22 protein-coding genes and 1 tRNA gene are annotated in these 22,855 nt (G+C 69.4%); 12 read left to right on the top strand and 11 right to left on the bottom strand.

What is annotated here, in order from left to right; all coding sequences use genetic code 11:
- Positions 1 to 36 precede the first annotated feature (36 nt).
- From AA983_RS02425 to crtI, 7 genes are read left to right on the top strand one after another with little or no spacing between them, the layout of a single operon-like run.
- On the top strand, positions 37 to 1,062 hold the full coding sequence (locus AA983_RS02425; RefSeq protein ID WP_197078920.1) for a DUF5914 domain-containing protein: 1,026 nt from the start codon (positions 37 to 39) through the stop codon (positions 1,060 to 1,062).
- Positions 1,063 to 1,093: 31 nt separating this feature from the next.
- Positions 1,094 to 1,564 (top strand): lycopene cyclase domain-containing protein, encoded by a 471-nt coding sequence (locus tag AA983_RS02420; protein WP_047311128.1) that lies wholly within the window; start codon positions 1,094 to 1,096, stop codon positions 1,562 to 1,564.
- Between the two features lies 1 nt (position 1,565).
- Positions 1,566 to 1,883 carry a lycopene cyclase domain-containing protein gene (locus AA983_RS02415; protein WP_255352605.1) on the top strand — a complete coding sequence of 106 codons (318 nt, stop codon included), beginning with the start codon at positions 1,566 to 1,568 and terminating at the stop codon, positions 1,881 to 1,883.
- Positions 1,880 to 3,619, top strand: a complete 1,740-nt coding sequence (locus tag AA983_RS02410) for an FAD-dependent oxidoreductase (RefSeq protein WP_047310590.1) — start codon at positions 1,880 to 1,882, stop codon at positions 3,617 to 3,619. The genes AA983_RS02415 and AA983_RS02410 overlap by 4 nt, the downstream gene beginning before the upstream one ends.
- Positions 3,616 to 4,824: a polyprenyl synthetase family protein gene (locus AA983_RS15075; protein ID WP_156170130.1), complete on the top strand. Its 1,209-nt coding sequence runs from the start codon at positions 3,616 to 3,618 to the stop codon at positions 4,822 to 4,824. Before AA983_RS02410 ends, AA983_RS15075 begins: the two co-directional genes overlap by 4 nt.
- A gap of 55 nt (positions 4,825 to 4,879) precedes the next feature.
- Positions 4,880 to 5,599 (top strand): isopentenyl-diphosphate Delta-isomerase, encoded by a 720-nt coding sequence (gene idi, locus AA983_RS02400; protein WP_231579502.1) that lies wholly within the window; start codon positions 4,880 to 4,882, stop codon positions 5,597 to 5,599.
- A complete protein-coding gene (gene crtI, locus AA983_RS02395; RefSeq protein ID WP_047310589.1) occupies positions 5,596 to 7,077 on the top strand; it encodes a phytoene desaturase family protein in 1,482 nt (493 codons plus the stop codon). The genes idi and crtI overlap by 4 nt, the downstream gene beginning before the upstream one ends.
- 20 nt (positions 7,078 to 7,097) lie before the next feature.
- Here crtI and AA983_RS02390 read toward each other — a convergent pair whose 3' ends face one another.
- The 3 genes from AA983_RS02390 to AA983_RS14555 form a co-directional block, all read right to left on the bottom strand.
- Positions 7,098 to 7,994: a diacylglycerol kinase family protein gene (locus AA983_RS02390; RefSeq protein WP_047310588.1), complete on the bottom strand. Its 897-nt coding sequence runs from the start codon at positions 7,992 to 7,994 to the stop codon at positions 7,098 to 7,100.
- Positions 7,991 to 8,647 (bottom strand): FAD-linked oxidase C-terminal domain-containing protein, encoded by a 657-nt coding sequence (locus AA983_RS14560; protein WP_052946791.1) that lies wholly within the window; start codon positions 8,645 to 8,647, stop codon positions 7,991 to 7,993. The genes AA983_RS02390 and AA983_RS14560 overlap by 4 nt, the downstream gene beginning before the upstream one ends.
- 75 nt (positions 8,648 to 8,722) lie before the next feature.
- Entirely contained in the window at positions 8,723 to 8,959 is a 237-nt protein-coding gene (locus tag AA983_RS14555) for an FAD-binding oxidoreductase (RefSeq protein WP_052946790.1), read from the bottom strand.
- A 50-nt stretch (positions 8,960 to 9,009) separates the two neighbouring features.
- Between AA983_RS14555 and AA983_RS02380 the strand changes: the two genes are divergently transcribed.
- Complete coding sequence (locus AA983_RS02380) at positions 9,010 to 9,336, top strand: hypothetical protein (RefSeq protein WP_047310587.1); 327 nt, start codon at positions 9,010 to 9,012, stop codon at positions 9,334 to 9,336.
- Here the strand turns inward: AA983_RS02380 and AA983_RS02375 are convergent.
- Entirely contained in the window at positions 9,278 to 9,718 is a 441-nt protein-coding gene (locus AA983_RS02375) for a MarR family winged helix-turn-helix transcriptional regulator (RefSeq protein ID WP_047310586.1), read from the bottom strand. The genes AA983_RS02380 and AA983_RS02375 overlap by 59 nt on opposite strands.
- A gap of 124 nt (positions 9,719 to 9,842) precedes the next feature.
- On the opposite strand from AA983_RS02375, the gene AA983_RS02370 reads away from it, so the two are divergent.
- Both AA983_RS02370 and AA983_RS02365 read left to right on the top strand, forming a co-directional pair.
- Positions 9,843 to 11,633, top strand: coding sequence for an ABC transporter ATP-binding protein (locus tag AA983_RS02370; RefSeq protein ID WP_047311125.1), 1,791 nt, complete (start codon positions 9,843 to 9,845; stop codon positions 11,631 to 11,633).
- Positions 11,634 to 11,855: 222 nt separating this feature from the next.
- Positions 11,856 to 12,059, top strand: a complete 204-nt coding sequence (locus tag AA983_RS02365; protein ID WP_047310585.1) for a cold-shock protein — start codon at positions 11,856 to 11,858, stop codon at positions 12,057 to 12,059.
- 112 nt (positions 12,060 to 12,171) lie between these two features.
- Here the strand turns inward: AA983_RS02365 and AA983_RS02360 are convergent, their stop codons facing one another.
- The 7 genes from AA983_RS02360 to AA983_RS02330 form a co-directional block, all read right to left on the bottom strand.
- Positions 12,172 to 13,671, bottom strand: coding sequence for an LCP family protein (locus AA983_RS02360; protein ID WP_052946789.1), 1,500 nt, complete (start codon positions 13,669 to 13,671; stop codon positions 12,172 to 12,174).
- A 328-nt stretch (positions 13,672 to 13,999) separates the two neighbouring features.
- Positions 14,000 to 14,094, bottom strand: a tRNA-Ser gene (locus AA983_RS02355).
- Positions 14,095 to 14,183: 89 nt separating this feature from the next.
- Positions 14,184 to 14,639 carry a GtrA family protein gene (locus tag AA983_RS02350; protein WP_129663934.1) on the bottom strand — a complete coding sequence of 152 codons (456 nt, stop codon included), beginning with the start codon at positions 14,637 to 14,639 and terminating at the stop codon, positions 14,184 to 14,186.
- Between the two features lie 25 nt (positions 14,640 to 14,664).
- Entirely contained in the window at positions 14,665 to 16,164 is a 1,500-nt protein-coding gene (locus AA983_RS02345; protein WP_082128629.1) for a cell wall metabolism sensor histidine kinase WalK, read from the bottom strand.
- A gap of 11 nt (positions 16,165 to 16,175) precedes the next feature.
- Entirely contained in the window at positions 16,176 to 16,901 is a 726-nt protein-coding gene (locus AA983_RS02340) for a response regulator transcription factor (protein ID WP_047310583.1), read from the bottom strand.
- A gap of 1 nt (position 16,902) precedes the next feature.
- A complete protein-coding gene (locus AA983_RS02335; RefSeq protein WP_047310582.1) occupies positions 16,903 to 18,426 on the bottom strand; it encodes a hypothetical protein in 1,524 nt (507 codons plus the stop codon).
- 97 nt (positions 18,427 to 18,523) lie between these two features.
- Entirely contained in the window at positions 18,524 to 20,251 is a 1,728-nt protein-coding gene (locus tag AA983_RS02330) for a glycerol-3-phosphate dehydrogenase/oxidase (protein WP_047310581.1), read from the bottom strand.
- Positions 20,252 to 20,502: 251 nt separating this feature from the next.
- On the opposite strand from AA983_RS02330, the gene AA983_RS02325 reads away from it, so the two are divergent.
- Together AA983_RS02325 and glpK are read left to right on the top strand one after the other, a co-directional pair.
- Complete coding sequence (locus tag AA983_RS02325) at positions 20,503 to 21,228, top strand: MIP/aquaporin family protein (protein ID WP_047310580.1); 726 nt, start codon at positions 20,503 to 20,505, stop codon at positions 21,226 to 21,228.
- Between the two features lie 61 nt (positions 21,229 to 21,289).
- Positions 21,290 to 22,798, top strand: coding sequence for a glycerol kinase GlpK (gene glpK, locus AA983_RS02320; protein WP_047310579.1), 1,509 nt, complete (start codon positions 21,290 to 21,292; stop codon positions 22,796 to 22,798).
- Positions 22,799 to 22,855: the final 57 nt, after the last annotated feature.

Here is a 22,855-nt window from a genome sequence, read left to right as displayed (position 1 = left end):
CCCCTCGCCCACCCAAACTCGCCGAAGGAGCCGCAGTTGAGACGCCCGCCCCGCAACCGCGCCGAGCTGCGTGCCGAGATCGCGCGGCGCAACCCGATCCGACGCGTCCCCCAGCCGCCGGAGGAGCAGATCCGCTCGACGTGGCGTCAGGCTGCGGTGCCCCGCATCGAGCGGATGCTGGCGCGCGCCCTCGCCCAGGACGCGGGTGGCTGGCACGTCGCGGCGGCGAGCACGGACGTCGTCGCGGGGCGTTCGACGGTGCGCACGATCCTCGGACGCGAGATCGCGTTGTGGCGCGACGACGACGGCTCGGCGCTCGCGGGACCGGGCGCGTGCCCGCACATGGGTGCGCTGCTGGAGAACTGCCACACCGATGACGGCGACGTGCTGTGCCGCTGGCACGGGCTGCGGCTGCCGAGCGAGTGGCCGGGCGAATGGCTCACCTACCCCGCGCACGACGACGGCGTCCTGTTCTGGGTGCGGTTGCCCAGCGACGGTGAGACGCCGAGCGCCGCGCCGGTGCTGCCCGCGCGCGCTCCACTCGACGAGGCGCTCGTCGCGGTCTACACGCGTGAAGCGCGGTGCGAGACGTCCGACGTCATCGCGAACCGTCTCGACCCGTGGCACGGGGCCTGGTTCCACCCTTACGCGTTCAGCCACCTCGTCGTCGACGAGGACGCGAGCGACGACGACTGCCTGGTCACCGACGTGACGTTCCGCCTCAACCACACCTACGGCGTGCCGGTGCGCGCGGCGTTCACGTGCGCCGACAGCCGCACGATCACGATGACGATCATCGACGGCGAGGGCGTCGGCAGCACCGTCGAGACTCACGCGACGTGCGTGCAGCCGGCGAGCGCCGAGCAGCCGGCTCACAGCGTCATTCACGAGGCGACGATCGCGCACTCCGAGCGCCCCGGTTTCCGTGCAGCGCGGGCGTTCGCGCCGCTCATCCGCCCGCTCGTGCTGCGCACGCAGGGCCAGTTGTGGGTCGACGACCTCGAGTACGCGGAGCGTCGCTACGAACTGCGTTCGGGTTTCGCGCGGGACGGGCAGTCGTGACGGCGGCCGACGTCGTGGTGGGGTGGGCGACATGAGCCTGCCCGCGTCCTGGGATCCCTATCAGTACCTGCTGCTCATGGGTGGATGCCTGCTCATCACGCTGCCGCTCGAACTCGTCCTGCGCGCCCGCGTGTACTCACGCCCGCGACGGTTGCTCGCGGCGCTGCTGCCCGTCATCGTGCTGTTCAGTGCGTGGGACATCGTCGGGATCGTGCGCGATCACTGGTCGTACTCGCCGCGGTTCACGTCGGGTTGGGATGTGCCGCTGACACCCATGCCCATCGAGGAACTCGTCTTCTTCGTCGTCATCCCGATCTGCGGGTTGCTGACGTACGGAGCCGTCGGGTTCTGCCTGCGCCTGCTCGCCGCGTGGCGCTCGAGCGGGAGCGCGAGAAGTGCTCTCGCCCGGGTCGATTCGGACGGGCGGGCGGGCGAGGGACGCCATGTGGCGGCTGATGGCTCGTCCGCACGAGGCGATCATCGCCCGTCGGGGGAGGTGTGACGTGCCCGAGTACACCGTGCTGACCGTCGCGTCGATGATCGGCGTCGTCGCTCTCGAAGGGCGTTGGCGCACCGGCATCTTCACCTCGGCGCGCTACTGGTGCTCGATGGTCATCGTGTTCACGTTCCAGATCCTCGTCGACGGCTGGCTGACGAAGTTGAGCGACCCGATCGTCCTCTACGGGCGTGATCAGTTCCTCGGCATCCGCTTTCCGTGGGACATCCCGATCGAGGACTTCGGCTTCGGTTTCTCGATGGTGACGCTGACGATCCTGCTGTGGGAACACCACGGCCGTCGTCGAAAGGAGAACGCACGATGAGCGCGACGATCGAGGCCTTCACGGCAGGGCTGCGACGAGTGCCGCCGTGGCGCCCCGGACGTGATGCGGCGGCCGAACGGCATGAGCCTGACGGTCGGGGCGGCCCTGCTGCGTCGAGGGTGCCGGACGCCGCGGCCCCCCACGTCGTCGTCGTGGGTGGTGGGATCGCCGGCATCAGCGCTGCCGTCGGGCTGGCCGAGCGCGGCGTGCGCGTCACGCTCATCGAGGCAGAGAGCAGCCTCGGTGGCCGAGTGCGCAGCTGGCCCGTCGACGTGCCGACCCCGGGCGCTGACGCGTCGGGCGCCCCGGACGATCGAGCGACGATGAGCCGCGGGTTTCACGCGTTCTTCCGCCAGTACTACAACCTGCGCGCGCTGCTGCGCCGCGTCGACCCGAGCCTCGAATGCTTGCGCCCCGTCGCGGACTACCCGCTACGTCACGCGGACGGTACGCAGGATTCGTTCACGCAGATCGCGACGCGGCCGCCGCTCAACTTCCTGTCATTCGTCGCCCGCAGCCCCTCGTTCGGTCTGCGCGACCTCACGCGCGTCGACGCCCACCGCGCCCTCGACCTGCTCGACGTCGATTTCCCCGCCACGTATTCGCGCTACGACGGGGTGAGCGCCGCCGACGCCCTCGACGCGCTGCGATTCCCCGAACGCATGCGCTCGCTCGCGCTCGAGGTGTTCGCACGCAGCTTCTTCGCCGACCCGCGCGACTTCTCCGCCGGCGAACTCGTCGCCATGTTCCACATGTACTTCCTCGGTTCCGGCGAGGGGCTGCTGTTCGACGTCAGCCGCGACGACTTCGACACGACGATGTGGCGACCGCTGCGCTCCTATCTCGAAGGCCTCGGCGCGCACGCCGTGACGGGTTGTCGCGTCGAGTCGATCGAGCGCGACGGCGAGGGTTTCCGTGTCAGCGCCGGCGCGGCTGCTGCGGGTGCCGACGACGCGAGTCGCGGCCGCATTGACTTCGCCATTGACCGTGACGATGCCCATGGCTCGCTCCGCGCCGACGCCGTCGTCATCGCGACGAGCCGTGACGTGCTGCAGCGTCTCGTCGACGGCACCGACCTCGGCGACGAGGCCTGGCGTGCGTCGGTGCTGACCGGGGAGATGGCGCCTCGTTTCATCGTGCAGCGACTGTGGTTCGACCGCCCCGTCGCGGCGGGCAGCGCGCCGTTCGTCGGCACGGCCGCGTACGGCCATCTCGACAATGTCTCGCTCGTCCACGACCTCGAGGACGGCGCCGCGCAGTGGGCCAAGCGGTGCGGCGGCAGCGTCGTCGAACTGCATGCTTACGCGGTGCCCAACGACGTCACCGATGACGAAGTGCTCGCCGACCTACGACATCAGCTCGACCGCCTGCACCCTGAGCTCACCGGGTGCGAGCCGGTGCACGAGGAGGTGCTCGTCGAGGCCGACTGCCCCCTCGCCGGTACGGACGAGTGGGCCGCGCGCCCGGGCGTCGTCACGCCGCAGCCGAAGCTCGTCCTCGCCGGTGACGGCGTGCGCTGCGAGCTGCCCGTCGCGCTCATGGAGCGGGCGGCGACGACCGGTTTCCAGGCCGCGAACGCGTTGCTGCGCCACTGGGGGCTGCCCGGGCACGAGCTGTGGAGCGTGCCGACGCGGGCGCGGTTCCCGCGCTCGCTGCGCGCCGCCCGTGCGGCGCTGCGCCTGCGCGAGCGTGGCCTCGCGACGGTAGGTCGCGATTCGTCAGGGCGTGGCCGATGAGCGGACGGCAGAACGACGTCGCCCTCGACGCCGGACGTTCCGGGCTCGAAGGACTCGGGCGTGAGCGGCGCGCCGCGGGACGCTGCGACACCGAGAATCGAGATGGAGGACGCCGCAGCGACGCGTGCCGTCTCACCGATGCCGCCAGCTTTCTCGACGCCGTGCAGGCACGCGTGGCCGAGAGCCTTGCCTTCGCGGCCGACGCCGGCGGTGTGGTGACGGCCGGACTGCCCTCGTCAGCGCTGGTCGAGGCATCGTCGCTCGAGACGCTCGTGCGTGATCTTCTCGCAGCCGGCGGCAAACTCGTGCGGCCCCGGCTCGTCCGCCTCGGGTACCTCGCGGCGCGCGAGTGCACCAACCCCGACGACGACCCCGCGACCACCGACGCTGTCGTTCGTGTCGCTGCGGCGTTCGAGTTGTTGCACCTGTTCGGGTTGCTGCAGGACGACGTCATGGATGCCTCCGACACGCGACGCGGCGCTCCGACCGCGCACCGCCGGGTGAGAGCCGCCGCAGCTCAGCCCGACGGCCCCGACGCTGCGCGCCTCGGCGACAGCGTCGCCGTCCTCGCCGGTGATCTCGCGTTCGCGCTCGCGAACCGCCTCGTCCGCGCTCTGCCGGAGCACGTGGCCGACGCGTGGGACGCAGCGGTCGTCGAGCTCGTCACCGGGCAGCGGCTCGACCTCGTCTTCGCCGCCGAGGCACGCCTCGACGAGGTGAGCACACGCCGCGTCGCGCACGCAAAGTCGGGCGCGTACACGGTGCAGCGCCCCCTCGAGATCGGCGCGTTGCTCGCCGGCGAGAGCGCGCCACCGGCGTGGCTGAGCCGATTCGGCGCCGCGCTCGGTGAGGCGTTCGCGCTCGCCGACGACATCATCGGCCTGTGGGGCGAACCCGCCGTCACGGGCAAACCGGCGGGCGAGGATCTGCGCGAACGCAAGCCGACGACCGTCCTCGGCCTCGCCGACTCGGCCCTCGACGGCGAGCTGACGCGACGCCTGGCGCCGGGTCGCGAACCACTCGACGAGGCCGAGACACACGCCTGGTTGCAGCGCCTCGACGCGGCGGGCGTGCGCGCGCAGGCCGTCGCCCGCATCGCCGAGCGCCACGCTGACGCCCTCGATGCTCTCGCGGCGCTGCCGCAGGGCGCGGTGCGTGACGAACTCACGCGTTTCGCGGACGAACTGGCGGTGCGCGATGCGTGAACGTCATCAGGATCATCCAGCACCTCACGCCGACGACTCGAAAGAAGCACCCCCGATGCGCGAGACGCCGATGATCGACGCACCCGACAAGCCAGCGGAAGCGACGTTCGGTGCCGCGCCCGCCGCTCCTACTACGGGTGTGCCGGCCGCGACCGACGACGTCGTCGTCCTGCTCGACGATGACGGCGCCGCGATCGGCACGTGCCCGCGCGCCGAGGTGCACACCCGTGACACGCCGCTGCATCGCGCCTTCTCGAGCTACCTGCTCGACGACGCGGGTCGCCTGCTGCTCACCCGTCGCGCGCTGACGAAGGTCGCGTGGCCGGGTGTGTGGACGAACACCTGTTGCGGGCATCCGCGCCCCGACGAACCCACGCAGGACGCGGTGAGCCGGCGCGTGCGTGAAGAGCTCGGGCTGGATGTGACGCAGTTGCGTGTCGTCCTGCCGAGCTACCGTTACCGCGCGGTCGACGCGTCCGGCATCGTCGAGCACGAGATCTGCCCGGTGCTCGTCGGGCGCATCGACCCGGTGCAGCTCGAACCGCACCCCGACGAGGTATGCGAGTGGGCCTGGATCGCCTGGCCCGACGCGGTCCACCTCGCGCGTCGCACTCCGGCGCTGCTCAGCCCGTGGGCGGCCGAGCAGATCGTGCTGCTCGCCGAGCAGCTGGGGGAGAACGGACTCTCGCCGCTCGCGCTCCCGCACGATGAGACCGCGCACGAGCACACGCAGCATGAAGAACACGAACCCCTCGATGAGAAGGATCTCGCATGAGTCGCGTCGTCGTCATCGGAGCCGGCCTCGCCGGCCTGGCCGCAGCCTGTCATCTGCGCGGCGCCGGGCACGACGTCGTCATCGTCGAGAAGCAGACGCAGGCGGGTGGGCGCGGTATCCGCCTCGAGCGGGACGGGTTCACGTTCGACACCGGCCCGACCGTCCTGACGATGATCGACCTCGTCGACGAAGCCCTCGCGCAGATCGGCGTGGGCGTGCACGATGTGCTCGACCTGACGCTGCTCGACCCCGCCTACCGCGCCTGCTACGCGGACGGTTCGACGATCTTCGTCCGCCACGGCCACGAGGCGATGCGCGAGGAGATCGCGCGCGAGTGCGGCGCGAAGGACGCGGCGGCGTTCGACGACTTCGTCGCGTGGCTGCGGCGGCTGTACGAGGTCGAGATGCCGCACTTCATCGACGCGAACTTCGACTCACCGCTCGACCTGCTGCGCAACCCGGCTGCAGCCGCGCGGCTCGTGAGGCTCGGCGGGTTCCGTCACCTCGGGCCCGTCATCCGCGAGCGCTTCGACGACGAACGCCTGCACCGCATCTTCTCGTTCCAGGCGATGTATGCAGGTCTCGCGCCGGAGAAGGCGCTCGCGCTGTACGCCGTCATCACGTACATGGACTCGATCGAGGGTGTCTGGTTCCCGGCCGGCGGCATGCGCGAGGTGCCCGAGGCGATGGCGCGTGCGCTCGGGCGCACAGGCGTCGAGCAGCGCTACAACACGACGGTGACGCGCATCCTCACCCGCGCTGACGGCGCCGTCGCCGGGGTCGAGATGTCCGGCCCGAGTGGTGACGAGCGCCTGCCGTGTGACGCGATCGTCTGCACGACCGACCTGCCCATCGCCTACCGGACGCTGCTCGACGACCTCGAACCGCCGGCCGTCCTGAAGCGTGCGACGTACTCGCCGTCCGCGGTCGTCTGGCACCTCGGGGTCGAGGGTGTGCCGAGCGACGTCGCGCACCACAACATCCACTTCGGCACGGCGTGGGAGGAGTCGTTCGACGATCTGCTCGTGCGCGGCACGCGGATGCAGGATCCGTCGCGGCTCGTCACCATTCCGTCTCGTGACGACGCCACCGCCGCGCCGGAGGGTTGTTCGACGTTGTACGTCCTCGAGCCCGCACCCAACCTCGCCGTCGGGCGTGTCGACTGGGCGGCCGAGCGGCCGCGCATGAAGGAGGAGCTGCTCGCTTTCCTCGATGACGCCGGCTACCCGACGACGATCGTCACCGACGAGTTCGTCGATCCCACCGGCTGGCAGGCGCAGGGTATGGCCGCGGGAACGCCGTTCGCGCTCAGCCACACGTTCCTGCAGACCGGCCCGTTCCGCCCGCCGAACGTCGAACGCCGCCGCCCCGGCGTATTCTTCGCCGGTTCCGGCACCGTGCCGGGTGTCGGCGTGCCGATGGTGCTCGTCAGCGGCAAACTCGCCGCGGCGCGCGTCGAGGCCTACGTCGGGCGCTGACGGTTCGACGCTCAGGCGTCTCAGGGCGCTGGCACGATGACGCGCAGGGCGTCGGGCAGCGCACGGAACGTCGTCGGCGACGCCTCGAGCAGGTCGCCGTCGGCATAGACATCCCCGACGTGGGGCGTGATGACGCGGATGTCGCGTCCGCGCAGCGCTCGAACACGTACCCCGTCGACATGGGTGCCGCGAAACAGGCGCGGCAGCATCGCAGGGTAGCGCCAGCGTGGGATGTCGGTGACGACGGTGACTTCGAGCAACCCGTCGCTCATCGACGCGTCGGGGTTGACGCGCATCCCGGCGCCGAATCGCCCCGAGTTGCCGATCGCGACGTTCCACCCGGTGAACTCGTGCGTCACCCCGTCGACGACGAGCGTCAACGGTCGCGGCAGCGCGTGCACGAGCGTTCGAGCGCCGCCGTAGGCGTAGACGAGCGAACTCGGCACCGCGCGCGGAGCGTCGTTGGCGTACGTGTTCGCCATCGAGTCGTAGCCGAGCGTCGCCACGCCGAGGAAGACCGGGGCGGTCGACGGGCCGCCGTCGCCGGCCAGTCCGACGTCGAGGCGGCGTTCGCGCGCGACGGCGAGCAGCTGCGCGGCGCGCCGCACGTCGCCCGGGCCCCCGAGCGCGCGGACGAGGTCGTGCCCACGCCCCGCGGGCAACGGCGCCATGAGGCAGCCGCTGACGACGGCGCCCGCGGCCACCCGCCCGTAGAGCCCGTCGCCGCCGAGCGTGACGAGCAGGTCGTCGACGCTCGCGTCGGCGGCGACCTGCGACGCGTGGTCCGCCGACCGCGTGACCACGACGTCGACGCGCCAACCGTGCGCGCGCAGGATGTCCGTCACCGGATCGATCATGCGCAGCGTCGCACCCTTGCGCGCAGCCGGGTTGACGACCAGGGTGACGGGCCGCGTCATGAGGCCCCGGCCTCGCACGCGTCGGGGGCGTCGTCGACCGGCGGAACGAGCTTGCCGGGGTTGAGGATTCCGGCCGGGTCGAGCTCGTTCTTCACCGCGCGCAGGATGCGCGCGCCGAGCTCGCCCATCTCGTCAGCGGCCCAGGCGCGGTGGTCGGTGCCGACGGCGTGGTGGTGCGTGATCGTGCCACCGTGTGCCGCGATGACGTCGCTCGCGGCCGTCTTGACGCGGCGCCACTGGGCGAGCGGGTCGCTCTCCTCGCGGCAGAAGAACGTGTAGTAGAGCGAGGCGCCGCCGTCGTAGAGGTGCGAGACGTGGCACTGGACGACGGCGTGCGGGCCGACCTCGGCACTACTGATCGCATCGCGCACCGCGCGGTAGAGCGTCGGCAGGTTCGCCCACGTCGTCGCCGTCTCGAGCGTCTCGACGAAGATGCCGCGATCCATGAGGTGGTCGCGCTGGTAGGGCCCGCGGAAGCGGTGGCTGATCCAGTGCAGGGTGGTGCGGTCGGTGTCCTCCCAGCGCAGCACCCCGAACGACGGCTCGCGGGCGCCGCGCGCGGCGAAGGTCGCCATCGCCGCGAGCCCTTGCGCCGACTGGGCCAGGATCGTGCGTGATTCCTCACCGTCGGAGAGGCGGCTGACGTCCGGCATGACGCCGTGGCCGAGATCCTGCGCGAGCGCCCGGAACGCGTCGAACCCGTCGGTGAACGAGTCGAACGCCCAGGTCTAGTAAGCGAACTCGGTCGGTCCCTCGTGCAGCTGCAGCGTCATCTCGGTGATGACGCCGAGCGTGCCCTCGCTGCCGATGAGTACGTCGATGAGTTTCGGCCCGGCGGCCGTCGCCGAGCTGGGAGTGCGCCCGCCGAGCGTCAGCTCGCCCTCGGGCGTGGCGAGGGTGACGGCGACGACGTTCTGCTCGAGCCGTCCGTACCCGGAGGACGCTTGCCCGGAGCTGCGCGTCACGAGATATCCGCCGAGCGTTGCCTGTTCGTAGCTCTGCGGGAAGTGTCGGCATGTCGATGCTCGTCTCGCCCCTGACGGGCACCGTCCTTGCCGCCGCGCCGTCCGGACGCTCCGGCCTGGCGAGCGGCATCAACAACGCCGTCTCGCGTACGGCCGGCCTCGTCGCCGTCGCGGCCCTGCCGATGCTCGTCGGTCTCGTTGGCAGCGCCTATCAGGACGGCGAAAGCGTGGCCGAGGCGTTCGGCACCGCCATGTGGTGGTGCGTCAGCTCGGTCCTGCTGGGCGCGATGGCCACCGCCGTCGGCCTGGAGAGCGACGTCAGGCGTCGAGCATCTTCGTCAGCAGAGCACGCAGCTGTTCCTGCTCATCACCCGTGAGGTGGCGGGTGAGCTCGTGCGTCTGCTCCGCGCGGACCGCGCCGATCTCGCGACGTAGCGCGCGCCCGGCGTCCGTCAGCGTCAGCGCCGTGGCGCGCCGGTCGCTGGGGGAGGGGTGACGTTCGACGAGCCCGCGCTCCTCGAGGGCGTCGACGACCTCCGTCGCCGAGCGTGCCGAGATGTCGAGTCGTGCCGCGATCGACGAGGGGCGCACCTCGCCGTCGCCGGAAAGCCGCTCGATCATGGCGAGCGCTCGCGACAGCTGGGGCGTGATGCCATACGGCTCGAGCGAGTCGAGATGGGCTCGGCGCATCCGGCGGGCCGTGAGAGCCAGAAGGCTCGCGAGGTCCGACTCGTGCGTCGGCCGGGAATGAATCGCCATGGCACGATTGTTACATCCCCGGATAGTGAGGCAACCTCACTAAAGCCGAAAGGACGTGATCACCACGACCAGCCAACCGAACCCCCACGGCCCGGGCCCCGGCCACGGCGCCGGCCGCTCCGACATGCGCGTGAGCAAGGCTGACATCGCCCAGCTCGACGCCCACCCCGTCTCCATGCGCCGCATCACGCGGCTCTTCGCGCCGCACCGCGTGTCCATGGCCGTCGTGCTCGCGATCATCGTCGTCAGCGCCGTCATCGCGCTCGCGCCGCCGTTCCTCACCAAGCACCTCATCGACGACGCCATTCCGCACCAGGACGTGCCGCTGTTGCTCACGCTCGTCGGCGGCATCCTGGCCGTCACGATCGTCACGCAGCTTCTCGGCGTCGTGCAGACCTGGCTCGCCACGCGCACCGGCCAGCGCGTCATGCACACGCTGCGCACCGACCTGTTCTCCCACCTGCAGCGCCAGCCCCTCGGGTTCTTCACCCGCACGCGCGGCGGCGAGCTGCAGAGCCGCCTGACCAACGACATCAACGGCATGCAGGGCGTCGTCACGGACGCCGCCACGTCGATCGCGAGCAACGTGACGACCGTCATCGGCACCGCGATCGCGATGGCCGTGCTCAGCTGGAAGCTTTCGCTCATCAGCCTCGTCGTCCTGCCGCCGGCCATCTGGCTGACGCGCCGCGTCGCGCGTCTGCGACGCGCGGTTCAGTCGAAGGCGCAGGGAACGCTCGCCGACATGCAGACCCAGATCGAGGAGGGCCTATCCATCAGCGGTGTCGTGCTCGCCAAGACGATGGGCGCGGGCCCGCAGCTCAGCACCCGCTTCACGCGCTCGTCCGCGACGCTCACCGAACTCGAACTCCAGGCCCAGATGGCCGGACGCTGGCGCATGGGCACGATGTCGATCATCTTCGCCGTCATCCCTGCACTCATCTACCTCGCGGCCGGCCTCCCCGCCACGGGTGGTGGCATGACGATCGGAACGCTCGTGGCCTTCACCGGTCTGCAGTCCGCGCTCTTCCGCCCGCTCATGGGCGTGCTCAACGTCGGCATCCAGCTGACGACGAGCAAGGCGCTGTTCAGCCGCATCTTCGAGTACCTCGACATGCCCGTGGCCATCGCCGACCCGGCCGAGCCGGTTCGCCTCGAGCCTGACGCCGTGCGCGGCGAGGTGCGCTTCGACCACGTCACTCTGCGCTACCCCGGCGCTGACCGACCCGCGCTCGACGACGTCGACCTCACCGTGCCCGCCGGCTCCAACGTGGCCGTCGTCGGCGCCACCGGCTCGGGCAAGTCCACGCTGGCGGCACTCGTCAGCCGGTTGCACGACCCCGACGCGGGCAGCGTGCGGATCGACGGCGTCGACCTGCGCGACATGACGCTCGCCGACGTGAGCGACCTCGTCGGTGTCGTCGTCCAGGAGCCCTACCTGCTCCACGCGACCATCGCCGAGAACCTGCACTACGCCAAGCCCGACGCCACGGACGACGAGATCGTCGCCGCCGCGAAAGCCGCCGCCATCCACGACGTCGTCGCCGGTCTGCCCGGCGGGTACGACACCGTCGTCGGCGCTCGCGGACACCGTTTCTCCGGCGGCGAGAAGCAACGCCTGGCGCTGGCGCGCACTCTGCTGCGCAACCCGCCGATCCTCGTCCTCGACGAGGCGACGAGTGCGCTCGACACCCGTACGGAACGCTCCGTCCAGGACGCTCTGGAGCGCCTGAGCGCGGGCCGCACGACCCTGACGATCGCCCACCGTCTCTCCACCGTCCGCGACGCCGACCGCATCGTCGTCATGGACGCGGGACGGATCGTCGAGGCCGGCACGCATGCCGAACTTCTCGCCCGTGGTGGGCGCTACGCGGAACTCGTTGCGGCAGCCGACCACGAGGAGCTGGCAGCCTGAGGCCGATCGGGTGCCGCCCGTCGCTGTGCGGTCATGCACTGTTCACGTTTGCGGGCGTCGCGCATGAGCCTCGGGGAGGCGGCGCGTGTTAGCGTGATGGTGGTTGCTTTGCAGTACCTCGGTTTTTCCTGTTGTTTCAACCTCAGGCGCCTATGGCATGCACATCAGCCTGAGTTTCAAAAGTTGAAGCTCAACGCAACACGATAGATAGAGGGATTTCCCATGGCACAGGGCACTGTGAAGTGGTTCAACGCTGAAAAGGGCTTCGGCTTCATCGAGCAGGACGGCGGCGGCGCTGACGTCTTCGTTCACTACTCGGCCATCCAGACCAACGGCTACCGCTCGCTCGACGAGGGTCAGCGCGTCGAGTTCGAGATCACGCAGGGCGACAAGGGCCCGCAGGCCTCGAACGTCACCTCTGCCTGATATCAGGTAGACCTCACGAAGGCCCCAGCCGGTTCGGCTGGGGCCTTCGTTGTGCCCGGATATCTCGTCACTTCGGGATCAGCTGTGGAGCGTCCTCGTCGAGGTCGTGCGATCAGCAGGTGGAGGTCGTGTCGCTCACAGGCTCCTCGGTGGTCGAGGTGCTCGTCGAGGGCGTGGTCGAGCTGGACGTCGACGTCTTCTTCGGTGCGGGCTTCTTCGTGGCCTTCGGACGCTCCAAGCCCTTCTTCACGAGCGAGCGCACCTTGTCGTAGTCCGGGTTGCTGTCGCTGATGATCGGGTAGGCCAGATTGACGCTCTTCATCTGGCCCTTCTTCATCGTGTTGGCCAGATCAGCGAGGTCGGGGAGCTGGTCCTGGGGGAGGTCGAGGAGGATGTTCTCCTTGGCCACCTTCATGATGTCGGGGAAGCGCTGGACCATCTGGAACGGGTTGGTCTGGCTGACCAGAGCGTTGACCATGCAGCGCTGACGGCGCATGCGGTCACCGTCGCCCGTCTCGACCCGGCTGCGCGCGTACCAGAGGGCCTGCTGACCGTCGAGGTGCTGCTCACCCTCGGGGATGCGCCCGGTGATCCCCGTCTTCACGCCGTTGACGATCTTGCCGCCGATGGCGATCCCGCCGGGCGGAATCGTCATGTCCACGCCGCCCATGGCATCGACGAGATCCTGGAAACCCTCGAGGTTGATGACGGTGGAGTAGTCGATCTCGAGGCCGGTGATCTCCGTGACGACATCGCGTGTCGAGTTGAGGCCGGCGTACTGCTGACCCTTGAACAGCTCGGGGTGCTGCACGGTGGCCTCGGTCCACACGGCATCCATGATGCACTGCTCGCTCGCGCCACGGTCCGGGCAGGTGAATCCGTCCGGGTAGAGGTCGTGCAGCGGGTTGGACGTGGGGAACGGCACCTTCTGCCAGTTGCGCGGGATGCTGATGAGGGTCGTGTCGCCGGTCTTCGTGTCGACGGAGGCGACCATGACGGAGTCGGTACGCACCTCGAAGCGATCCTTGCCCGCATCCGAACCGACGAGGAGGAAATTGACACGTTCGTGCCGCTTGAACGCGTTCTCCTTCGCGCTCTGGCCGCCGCCGTTCTTGATGAAGATCGAACCGAAGGCGTCCTGCGTCACCGTGACGTACCGGACTGCCTCAGCGGCAGGGAGCGTGACCGCGAGGCACATGAGCGCGGTGAAGCCCTTGAAGACGGTCTCGCCGCGGCGCGACCACGCCGTCATGTGTGTCGTGCGCGCCGTGAGCACGATCGAGAACAGCCACAGCAGGATCGCGCCGATCGTGACGGCGAGGGCGATCTTGAGGCCCTTCGCCGTGAGCACGTTCGCCGCACCGGTGATGAGCCCACCACCGACGAGCACGACGGCCAACGTGAGGAGTGCGAGCAACGTGAACGCCGCCAGCAGAATGCCCAGGCGGCGGCGGCGCGTCCACACCAGCCCCAGCCCCGGCAACAGCGTGCTCAGGAAGGTCAACGACAAGCTGCGGCGCAACGACGCCCGACGGCGCTGACGCTCACCCGAGCGAGTTGCCTCACGGAGCCCCTCCGGCCCCGAATGGCTCGCGTACGAGTCGTGCGTCATGTGAAGATCCCCAATAGCTGACCGCCCGTCGGAGCCACCGGCCCGGCGAACTTGAAAAGTGCTGCTCACCATGATGAAGGACGAACCTGGGAAAGTCTCAATCCGGTGACGATCAGGTTCTGAGAGTTCGCTGGAGGTGCTGCGCTGGTGTGTCGCGCCTCGGTCTCGTTCCCTGAGGCGGAGGGAGCCGTCGTCCGGGCGCGGGCTCGCTTCGCTCGCGGGCGCCCGGACTCCTCCCAAATCCCCCGTGCTTTCATCAGCGAATGTGAAGGGCCCCTCCCCAGGGCGACTTCGTCGCTGATCCTGGGGAGGGGCCCTTCACATTCGCTGGCGGAGGCGGAGGGATTTGAACCCTCGATGGGGCTATAAACCCCAAACCCGCTTAGCAGGCGGGCGCCATAGACCGGACTAGGCGACGCCTCCTCCACGAGCAGTAAGCACTGCAAGCCCTGAAAGGGTATCGGACAGCCCGGCGCACACCAAACCGCGCCGTCACAGGGGGCTTCGGTCGCTCAGCGCGTGAAGATTCGGCGGAAGACGACGAAGCGCACGACCGTCGCGATCGCGTTGCCGATGGTCACCGTCACCGTGTCCCAGAAGGTGCCCGCGTTCGGCCACAGGTGGTGCTCCAGCGCGAGCGCGCCCGTTGTCACCGCGAGCGTGACCGCGAGGATCGCGAGGCTCTGGACGTGGGCGGCCTTGCCGCCCGAGTGCCCCGCCGCATCGAACGTGAATCGCTGGTTCACCCACGTGTTGAGGACCGTGCACACGAGCAGCGCCGTCACGTTCGCGAGGTGGTGGTTCATGCGCATGTCGAGGAGCATGAAGAGCAGCGTGTAGAGAACCGTCGAGCCCACGCCGACGAGCGCGAAGCGCATGGCGTGCGACACGGTGCCCCGTTCGCCGGCTTGGGTTTCCGGCGCCGCAGACGGGTTCGTCGCGGCGGCGAGCGCCTCGTTCTCGTTCATCGTCACCTCCGGGTGTCGTCCGACATCATGCTCCGGCTGCCTCGGGTGACGCGAGTCGGCCCCTCGGTTCGATGGGCAGACGCACGGTGAACCGGGTGCTCCCGGGTTCGCTCTCGACGCTCACCGTGCCGTGGTGCGCGGTGACGACGGCGTGCACGATCGACAGGCCCAGACCAGTCGAGCCCTCGGTGCGCGTGCGCGCGACGTCCCCGCGGGTGAAGCGTTCGAAGAGGTGCGGCGTGAACTCGGCGGGGATTCCGGGGCCGTTGTCGGTGACGCTGACGATCACGTCGTCGCCCTCACGCGCGAGCCCGGCCGTCACGACCGTCCCCGGCGGCGTGTGACGGCGCGCGTTGGCGAGCAGGTTGATGACGACCTGACGCAGACGCGCCTCGTCGCCGACGACTTCGGGCACCTCGTCGAGGTCCTCCGGGAGGTCGAGGTGCCAGACGTGGTCGGGCCCGGCCGCGTGGAGGTCGCTCAGGCTCTCGACGACGATGCGGGTGAGGTCGACAGGTTCGCGCTCGAGTTCGCGGCCGGCGTCGAGACGGGCCAGCAGGAGCAGGTCCTCGACGAGCGTCGTCATCCGCCCGGCTTCGGATTCGATGCGCCCGAGAGCGTGGGTCACGGACGGCGGGACGGGCTCGGTCTCGCGGCGCGACAACTCGGCGTAGCCACGGATCGAGGCGAGGGGAGTGCGCAGCTCATGGCTCGCGTCGGCCACGAACTGGCGCACCTGCATCTCGCTCTCCTCGCGAGCGTCGAGGGCGGAGTCGACGTGGTCGAGCAGGTTGTTGAGCGCCAGGCCGACGGTGCCGACCTCGGTGCGCGGGTCGGTGTCGACCGTCGGCACGCGCTCGTCGGTGCGTGCGTCGCCGCGTCCGAGGGGCATCTCCGAGACTCGTTCGGCGGTGGCCGCGACCCGGCGCAACGGACGCAGGTTGCTGCGCACGAGCAGGAAGCTCGCACCGCCCACGGCGACGAGGCCGAGCAGACCCATGAGCGCGATGTTCCGGGCGAGTTCACCGACGTTCCGGTCGATGGGTTCGAGCGGCATGCCGACGATGGTGACGTCGCCGTTCGAGCGCGAGACGGCGACGAGGCGATAGGTGCCGAGGCCGCCGCCGACGTCGACGGTCTGAGGGGCGGTGCCGAGCGAACTGTTCCACAGCGTCAGAACCTGGGCCTTCGACAGCGTCGAGATCGAGCCGGGCGACAGGACGACGTTCTCGCTCGTGCGGATCGTGTTCGCGGTGGAGGAGGCGTCGATCGTCAGGCGCAGCATGCTGCCGCCGAGCCCGGGCGCGGCGCGGTGGTAGCCGTCGGTGTGACCGGGGGCGTCGCCCTCACCGGGGCCGTCGAGGGAGCGCTGTGCGTCGGCGAGTTGGGCGTCCACCTGCGTCATGAGCGAGTTGCGGGTGGTGAGGACGGTCGCCGCGCCGATGATCGCGATGATGACGACGAAGAGGGTGACGATCGAGGTGAGCAGCTTCGTGCGCAGCGGCCACCGGGCGGGATTGAACACGGGGCGGCGGCTCAGGAAGCGGGCTTGAGCACGTAGCCGGCGCCGCGCATCGTGTGGATCATCGGTGCGCGGCCGGCGTCGATCTTCTTGCGCAGGTAACTGATGTAGAGCTCGACGACGTTGGCCTGGCCGCCGAAGTCGTAGTGCCACACCCGGTCGAGGATCTGAGCCTTGCTCAGTACGCGCTTGGGGTTGCGCATGAGGAAGCGCAGGAGTTCGAACTCCGTTGCGGTGAGGGTGATCTCCTCGCCGCCGCGCATCACTTCGTGGCTGTCCTCGTCGAGGGTGAGGTCGCCGACGCGCAGCAGCGAGCTCTCCTCCTCCTGCAACTGGACCGAGCGGCGCAGCAACGCGCGCACGCGGGCCACGACCTCCTCGAGACTGAAGGGCTTCGTGACGTAGTCGTCGCCTCCGGCCGTCAGACCGGCCACCCTGTCCTCAACGGCATCGCGCGCGGTGAGGAAAAGGACCGGCAGCGTCGGGTCCTCGTCGCGCATACGCCGGAGCACCTCGAGGCCGTCGAAGTCGGGCAGCATCATGTCGAGCACGACGGCGTCGGGCTTGAACTCCTTGGCCGTCTTGACGGCCGCGTTGCCGGTGGCGGCGCTCTTGATGTCCCAGCCCTCGTAACGAAGGGCCATCGACAGCAGTTCGGTGAGGTTCGACTCGTCGTCGACGACGAGGACCCGGACGTTCGTGCCGTCGGGGCGCTTCAAAGCGGGGGCAGCGGGGCTCATGTCACTCAGTGTCGCCCCGGCGGCTATGCAGTTCCAAGGTCGTTTCTGTGACGTTCCTGTGCGTGGACGGTGGGTCGGCCCGGGCGATGAGCATGGTGAGGTCGTCGAGAACGTCCTCGTGAAGCTGGTCCAGTTCCGCTGGGCCCAACTCGGGGTGGCGACGATCGGCGCGCAGGAGGACTCCGTCCACGAGCAGTTGGACCGATGAGGGGTCCTCGGTGAGATCACCGCGGTATTGCGCGGTGCCGCGGGGCGGCACGCTGCCATCGAGATCGAGCCACAGCGCACGGCCGGGGCGCAGGAAGAGCAGCACAGCGTTGGCAACGCCCGGCACGCGTGAGTACGCGAGCGGACCCTGCCAGGCCTGGTGCGTGAGGGAGCGCACCTCGACGAACTGCGTCAGGCTCAGCACGAGTCCTCGAACGAACACCATGAGCGCCACGAGCCCGACCACGAGGGCGATGTTTCGATGCTCGTCGTAGTGGTGCCAGCACAGGGCCAACGTCGCGAAAGATCCCGCAGGAATCGGATAGAGCCTCATCCGGTTGATCAGCCCCCGAACCCCAGTACCGGCGTGCGAGGGGGTCGTCGAGGGCTGCGGGGCGATGCTCTCCTCGAGGTCGGCGAGTTCGGCCAGCGTCAAGTGCTCCATGGCCGCGATGTCCACGCCCTCGGCGTCGTCCGAGGCGATCGGGAAGGGGATGAGGCTCGTTCGACGGCGCGGTAGGACGGCGCGCCAGAGGCCGGAGACCACTGCGACACCGCCGGCTCCGGCTGCCATGAAGAGACTGCCGAGTGTCGGCTCCGACAAGCCCAAGTCGTCGAGGACGATGGCGTAGTCGCTCGCCGGCAGCGCGACGGCTTCCACCCGCGCGCCCACTCGAGGCTCGTCGACCATGACGCACGACGACACCTGCTCGCCGGCCGCCTTGCCGGCCGCGTCGCTGAGAACGAAGGTGCACAAGGTTTCGTCGATCTCCGGGTCGGCGACGGTCTTGGTCACCGTCACGGTTTCTGTGTGACCGAGAGCGACAACGCCTGCCATCCCCAGCGCAGTCAGCACGAAGGCGCCGGCTAGTGCACCCCAGAATCGGGGGAACAGCAGCCACGCCCAGGTCGTGAGGGGAGCTCGCTGCGCCGTTCGTGAGGCTCGTCGAACGACCGTGGCGAGGCCCTCGCCGCCGAACAGTTCCGGACCGTCGTCACGGCCTTCGAGGTTCCAGCCCCACGGGGCATCGTCCGGTTGTGCAGTTGCGCGACGTGTGGCCGTGTCGGTGGCGGCAGGTGGTGTGGCGATGACGAGTCGCCGTCGGGGCTGCCACAGGACGACTCCTCCCTTGTGGGCGATCGCCCGCACAGCCCTCGGGGGATAACCGTCGAGCCGGCTGACCAACGCGCTGCACCCGCCACTTTCGCAGCCGGAGAAGTCGGTGTCGTACCGACGCAGGGCCGCGCGTCCCAGGAGCAGCGTGACGATGAGAGCTGCGAGGAACCCGGCCAGGAAAGCGATGACATCGAGGGGCACGATGCATCGTACGGCCGACTCGCCCCGGAGACCGGCCTCTACACGCCACCGCCCCCACCCGCGGCAGGCGGGAGGGGGCGGCGAGGACCAGCGCGGGTCAGCGGGTGGCGAGCACCTTGCGCAGACTCGGGCGCGGGTCGGGAGCCTCGAGGCGCGCGGCGTCGGAGGCCTCGTCGGTCTCGAGCTCCTGCGACTTGCGCTCGGCCTCGACGCGCTCGACGTACGACGTGATCTCGGCGTTCTTCGTCTCGTCCGACCAGCCGAGCAGCGGCGCGATGATGTCGGCGACCTCCTGCGCCGCGTCGGCGCCGCGGTGCTTGGTCTCGATCGACATGCGCGTGCGGCGGGCGAGGACGTCCTCGAGGTGCAGGGCGCCCTCGTTCGTCACGGCGTACGCGATCTCGCAGCGCAGGTACTCGTCGGCGGCCGCGACGGGCGTGAGCAGCGACGCGTCGTCCTGTGCCAGCTCGAGCACCTCGTACAGACGCGAGCCGTAGCGGCCGAGCAGGTGCTCGATACGCCACTCCGGCAGGCCCGACTCGGCGGCCAGCTCGTGCTTGAGGTTGAGCATCGCGGCGTACCCGTCGGCGCCGACGAGCGGCGTCACCTCCGTGACCGAGTCCTTGATCGGGCCCAGGTCCTCGGCGGCCGCGTTGACGGCGTCCTCCGCCATGACACGGTAGGTCGTGTACTTGCCGCCGGCGATCGAGATGAGGCCCGGCTGCGGGCGCGCGACGGCGTGCTCACGCGAGAGCGCCGAGGTGTCCTCGCTCTCGCCCGCGAGCAGCGGACGCAGGCCGGCGTACACGCCGAGGATGTCGTCACGCGTGAGCGGCGAGGCGAGCACCGTGTTGACGTGCTCGAGGATGTAGTCGATGTCCTTGCTCGTCGCCGCGGGGTGGGCGACGTCGAGGGCCCAGTCGGTGTCGGTGGTGCCGATGAGCCACTGCTGACCCCACGGGATGACGAACAGCACCGACTTCTCGGTGCGCAGGATGAGGCCCACCTCGCCGGCGATACGGTCGCGCGGCACGAGGATGTGCACGCCCTTCGACGCGCGCACGCGGAAACGGCCACGCCCACCCGTCATCTTCTGGATGTCGTCGGTCCACACACCGGTGCAGTTGATGACGACCTTGGCGCGGACCTCGAGCTTCTCGCCCGTCTCGACGTCACGCACGACGGCACCGACGACACGGTCGGCCTCGGTGACGAGTTCGACGACCTCGGTGGAGTTGCGCACGATGGCGCCGTACTGCGCGGCGGTGCGCGCCACTGTCATCGTGTGACGCGCGTCGTCGGCCTGCGCGTCGAAGTAGCGGATCGAGCCGACCATCGCGTCCGGCTTGAGACCCGGGAACAGCTTCATCGTGCCGCCGCGGGTGAGGTGCTTCTGGCGCGGCACCGAGCGGGCGCCGCCCATCTGGTCGTACATCGCGATACCGCTCGCGACGTACGGGCGCTCCCAGGCGCGGTGGCTCAGCGGGTAGAGGAACGCCACCGGGTGCACGAGGTGCGGAGCGATGCGCGTCAGCATGAGCTCGCGTTCCTTGAGCGCCTCGGCAACGAGAGCGAAGTTGAGCTGCTCGAGGTAGCGCAGGCCGCCGTGGAAGAGCTTCGACGAGCGGCTCGAGGTGCCGCTCGCGAAGTCGCGGGCCTCGACGAGGCCGGTACGCAGGCCGCGCGTGACGGCGTCCAGCGCGACGCCCGCGCCCGTGACACCACCGCCGATGACGAGGACGTCGAGTTCGCGCTCGCCGAGCTCGCGCCACGATTCCTCGCGGGCCTGCGGGCTCATCTTCGCGCTGTAGGGGTGCATCGTCATGGGTACCTCCGAAAGGGGAGCGACGGGTCTCACGGGCGCCGCGCGGAACGCGGCTTCCCCTCCACCTTAGACCGCTCGAATGGACGTTTCCCGAATCCGGAGCGTGGGCCTTTCGTCACACGACGAACGGAGAGCGAAGCCTTCGTCGCGCCCGCTGCGGAACCCCCGGCGATCTCAGCCCACCGCGTAGGGTACGAAACGAGCATCCCCGGGGCGCGCCCGTCACGGGATCCTTCAGGAACGGAGAACGCATGTCACTCGGACAAGTCTTCTTGAGCGAAGTCCTCGGAACGGCGATCCTCATCGTCCTCGGTGTGGGTGTCGTGGCCAACGTCCTGCTGCCGAAGAACGGCGGCTTCGGCGGCGGCCCTCTCATGATCAACATCGGGTGGGGCTTCGCCGTCTTCTCCGGAGTGTTCGCCGCCTACAAGTCAGGTGCCCACCTCAACCCCGCGGTGACCCTCGGCATGTGGGCGAGTGGCGCCGACACCTACGCCAAGGGCGTCGACATCACGGCCGCCTCGACACTCACCTACGTCGCCGCCCAGTTCGTCGGCGGCTTCATCGGCGCCGTCGTCGTGTGGATGGCCTACAAGAAGCAGTTCGACGAGCACGAGGACGCGCCGACGAACGTCTTCTCCACCTCGGCCACCGTCCGATCGCCGTTCTGGAACGTCATGACGGAGGTCGTCGGAACGTTCGTCCTCGTCTTCACGATCCTCGTGTTCGCCAAGACGCCGAGCCAGGCCGGACCGCTCAACGTTGCTTTCCTCGTCGTCGCCATCGGCGTCTCGCTCGGTGGTCCGACGGGCTACGCCATCAACCCGGCACGCGACCTGGCGCCGCGCCTTGCGCACTTCCTCCTTCCCATCCCCAACAAGGACGACTCCAACTGGAGTTACGCATGGGTGCCGGTCGTCGGCCCCGTCATCGGAGGCCTCATCGCAGGCTTCGCCGCCAATCTCTACATCGGCTGACCCGTTCGGGGCAGACTCGACATCAACCGCCAACGCCAACTCGACGCACGAGGAGCAGAACATGGCTGAGAAGAAGTACGTCGCATCCATCGACCAGGGCACGACGAGCACGCGCTGCATGATCTTCGACCACGACGGCAACGTCGTCGCCGTCGGCCAGATGGAACACGAGCAGATCTTCCCCAAGGCCGGCTGGGTCGAACACGACGCGGCCGAGATCTGGGACAACACGCGCAAGGTCTGTGCCGAGGCGCTCGCCAAGAAGGACCTCGACTCCGACGACATCGCCGCCGTGGGTATCACCAACCAGCGCGAGACGGCCGTCGTGTGGGACAAGAAGACGGGCAAGCCGGTCTACAACGCCATCGTCTGGCAGGACACGCGCACCGACGCGATCTGCAAGAAGCTCGCCGGTGACGACGGCGCCGACAAGTACAAGGACGTCGTCGGCCTGCCGCTCGCCACGTACTTCGCCGGCCCGAAGGTCATGTGGATCCTCGAGAACGTCGACGGCGCTCGCGAGAAGGCCGAGGCCGGTGACCTGCTGTTCGGCACGATGGACACGTGGGTCATCTGGAACATGACGGGTGGCACGAACGGCGGCGTCCACGTCACCGACGTCACGAACGCCTCCCGCACCATGCTCATGAACCTCGACACGCTCGAGTGGGACGAGTCCATCGCGAAGGACATGGGCATCCCGATGTCGATGCTCCCGGAGATCCGCAGTTCGTCCGAGGAGTACGGCAAGGTGCGTCACCGCGGCGTCCTGCGCGGTGTGCCGATCGCGGGCGCGCTCGGCGACCAGCAGGCCGCCACGTTCGGTCAGGTCTGCTTCGAGCCGGGTACGGCCAAGAACACCTACGGCACCGGCAACTTCCTCATCCTCAACACCGGTGAGGAGAAGGTGATGAGCAAGAACGGACTGCTCACCACCGTCTGCTACCGCATCGGTGACCAGAAGCCGGTCTACGCGCTCGAGGGCTCGATCGCCGTCACCGGTTCGCTCGTGCAGTGGCTGCGCGACAACCTCAAGCTCATCAAGGACGCGAAGGAGGTCGAGAAGTACGCCAAGGAGGTCGACGACAACGGTGACGTCTACGTCGTCCCGGCCTTCTCCGGCCTCTTCGCGCCGCACTGGCGCAGCGACGCTCGCGGCGTCGTGGTCGGCCTCACCCGCTTCGCCAACCGCGGGCACCTGTGCCGCGCGGCCCTCGAGGCCGTGGCGTACCAGAGCCAGGAGGTCGTCAAGGCGATGAACGCCGACTCCGACGTCGAGATGACCGAGCTCAAGGTCGACGGCGGCATGGTCGTCAACGAGACGCTCATGCAGTTCCAGAGCGACATCCTCGACGTCGAGGTCATCCGCCCGAAGGTCAACGAGACGACGGCCCTCGGTGCCGCCTACGCGGCCGGCCTCGCCGTAGGGTTCTGGAAGGACCTCGACGACCTGCGTCGTCAGTGGGCCGAGGACAAGCGTTGGAAGCCCTCGATGGAGGACGACGAGCGTCAGCGCCTGCTGGGGCGCTGGAGCCAGGCCGTCGAGCGCACCCTCGACTGGGCGGAGTGACCTGTCGGCGGCGCGGCGTGTCGGGGCACCGCTGCGCCGCGCCCGCCTAGGGTTGAG

Origin of the sequence: Dermacoccus sp. PE3, assembly GCF_001021715.1 — a bacterium.
GTDB lineage: Bacteria > Actinomycetota > Actinomycetes > Actinomycetales > Dermatophilaceae > Dermacoccus > Dermacoccus abyssi.
Note: the sequence above shows the minus strand (reverse complement) of the source record. Positions and strands in the feature narration are given on the sequence as shown.